Source organism: Geobacillus sp. ZGt-1 (assembly GCF_001026865.1).
GTDB classification, from domain to species: Bacteria; Bacillota; Bacilli; order Bacillales; family Anoxybacillaceae; genus Geobacillus; species Geobacillus thermoleovorans.
This window is the reverse complement of sequence record NZ_LDPD01000188.1, coordinates 1-2,116: the sequence shown is the minus strand read 5'-3', so window position 1 is coordinate 2,116 and position 2,116 is coordinate 1. Positions and strand designations below refer to the sequence as shown.

The following is a 2,116-nucleotide window of genomic DNA, read 5'->3' as shown; positions in this document are numbered from 1 at the left end:
TTGGCGTTCGTTTCTTCTTCAGATAAGTACTGAACATCGATGGTGATTTCCCTTTGTTGCATCAATTTGTTTAACTCGATCACATCGCCAGGCAAAACGGTAATAAAAAAACAAGGCTTTCTTAGGCCTTGTTCCACTTTTTCACCGTATATTTTATGATCCGGAAAGGCTGTTTTGAGCTTACTAATCACCGCATTTCTGAGTGATGCCATCATAACGAATTCAGCACCTTGTCAAAGTGTTTTTTCAACCGGCGTGGGATCTGTCGCCTGATCCGCTTTACCGATACAGTCAGCATGTAAAACCCCGGAGCGTGCCCAACTGTTTTTTTATTGATCACTACTTTATGACCGTATTCCACAAAACGGGCATAAAACTCCTTGTTATAGACAACGATAATCAAATCATCGCCTTCCCGCTTCAGCTCACCAATTTCCCAGCCGCTCCGCAATCTCCCCTCGTCTTTTGGTGTCCTCACTTTCACTAGGCGCAACAAGCCTTTGGCAACGTCCAATAAGTAGTTTTCCAGCTCCTCAGGGAGATTTTCCTTGAGGAAAATAAACTGCTCTTCGTATTTTTTTAAATTGTTTATTTTGAGCTGGAACATTATGCTTCACCTTCCATTTCCGCGATCACCTCTTGGAAGGTATGGTATTTAAAGCATTCCTTTGCTGTGAATAGAAATGTTTCTCCTCTATGGGCAACCTCGATTTTGTCGCCGATTTTGATATTTCGATGCGTTTCCATATGAATTTTATAAAACAGGCGAATATTGTGCGTCGTATCGGTTTGCAGCGTGTCACCGGAGTCGATTTTCACCAGCTCGCACGGGATTTGCTCCATCACGACAACAGGCTGATGGATCGTTTCTCCGCTCGCCAGCTCCACTTCTTGAAGCCGCGACACCGTACAGCGATCATTGAGGCTATGAACGTAGCCGAGTGTGCAATCCAGTATAAAATAGCCCGGTTCTCCCTTGTCCACGGACATAATATCGTACCATTTTCCCTGGCAAAGAGCTTTCATTAACGGTTTTATAACCCTATTCGCCCGAATAACGATTTGATATGACTTTTCAGGCTGTTGGTCAGTGAATTTATTCTTTTTGAACTTCACTTGGCCCCAGAGCTTGCATCGCTCAACAAGTTGTTCTTCGCCGCCATTAAAAATAATCTCGTAAAATGTCAGGCGATCCTTCAGTTGCCCGGGGTTCATGTCCCTTCACCTTTATACTTCACAATCAAATTCCCCGCATCCGACACCGTCACCTCGTATTTATGCCCCGATGGGGACACCAAAACAAGGCATTTCAGTTCCTTTTCAGCACGCTTTTCGGCCTTCTCGCTCATGGATCCTTCCCCTTTCTACATTGTCGTGCTATCGTAGCAATGAGTCAGCTGGGCGACGATACTTTCGACCGTATGCCGCACTTTCTCGCTCGTCTTGCCGATCATGTCACGATTTTCGTACCAATCGGCGACTAGAACGTAGCAGAGCAGCTTGGCCAACTCATTCGTACTGTCAAACGTATTTCCTGTCGCATTAACCAAGTACTTTTCCGCTGCACTAATCAGCGTATTAATTAAACTATCCTCGTCATTATGGTCAACGCGCAGCCATTGCTTCGCTTCATCAAGCGTAATGATCAAAACAATCACCCCCAATAAAAGGGGACGGGGATAACCCCCGTCATTAGCTCAGCGTCAATTGGCCATATACAGCCGCGCCGGTATCCCAGAATTTAATATCATCGCGCATAATCGTACGTAAATCCGTCGTATCACGTTTAAATGCATCGCCGCCTTCTTTCGTTGCCGCCAATTCAAAGAATCGACGCGAGAACAATACGATGAGCTCTTCCAGATTCCCAATAAAAATGGGGGCCTTGTTAGGCGTACCGGCGATCGACGGCAAGTAGCGATTAGAACATACGACAACTGGACGGCCAAACAACAGCTTCCGTCCTGGCTGTGTAATGTCATCCTGAAGCAAGAAACGACCGTTTGCATCCTGTTGGCTATCGAGCCAGTTATATCCGTCTTGGTTTGTTAAAACAATCGAACTCAAGCTAATAGCCGGATCCAAGTCAACGTTAAATACTTTTTTCACCACTTTA

Annotated in this window: 6 protein-coding genes; all 6 read right to left on the bottom strand. The window is 45.4% G+C overall.

Annotated features, from left to right (window positions below):
• On the bottom strand, positions 1 to 215 hold a 215-nt coding region (locus tag VU18_RS16515), incomplete at its 3' end, for a DUF6838 family protein (RefSeq protein WP_047758585.1).
• The gene (locus tag VU18_RS16510) at positions 212 to 607 is read right to left on the bottom strand and encodes an HK97 gp10 family phage protein (protein ID WP_047758584.1); all 396 of its coding nucleotides are present in this window, start codon (positions 605 to 607) and stop codon (positions 212 to 214) included. The genes VU18_RS16515 and VU18_RS16510, both read right to left, overlap by 4 nt.
• Complete coding sequence (locus VU18_RS16505; RefSeq protein ID WP_047758583.1) at positions 607 to 1,215, bottom strand: head-tail adaptor protein; 609 nt, start codon at positions 1,213 to 1,215, stop codon at positions 607 to 609. Before VU18_RS16505 ends, VU18_RS16510 begins: the two co-directional genes overlap by 1 nt.
• Entirely contained in the window at positions 1,212 to 1,349 is a 138-nt protein-coding gene (locus VU18_RS18200) for a hypothetical protein (protein ID WP_158534149.1), read from the bottom strand. The genes VU18_RS16505 and VU18_RS18200 overlap by 4 nt, the downstream gene beginning before the upstream one ends.
• A 15-nt stretch (positions 1,350 to 1,364) precedes the next feature.
• Positions 1,365 to 1,649, bottom strand: coding sequence for a head-tail connector protein (locus VU18_RS16500; protein ID WP_031213117.1), 285 nt, complete (start codon positions 1,647 to 1,649; stop codon positions 1,365 to 1,367).
• Positions 1,650 to 1,692: 43 nt separating this feature from the next.
• A partial coding sequence (locus VU18_RS16495) for a phage major capsid protein (RefSeq protein WP_047758582.1) occupies positions 1,693 to 2,116 on the bottom strand: 424 nt, incomplete at its 5' end.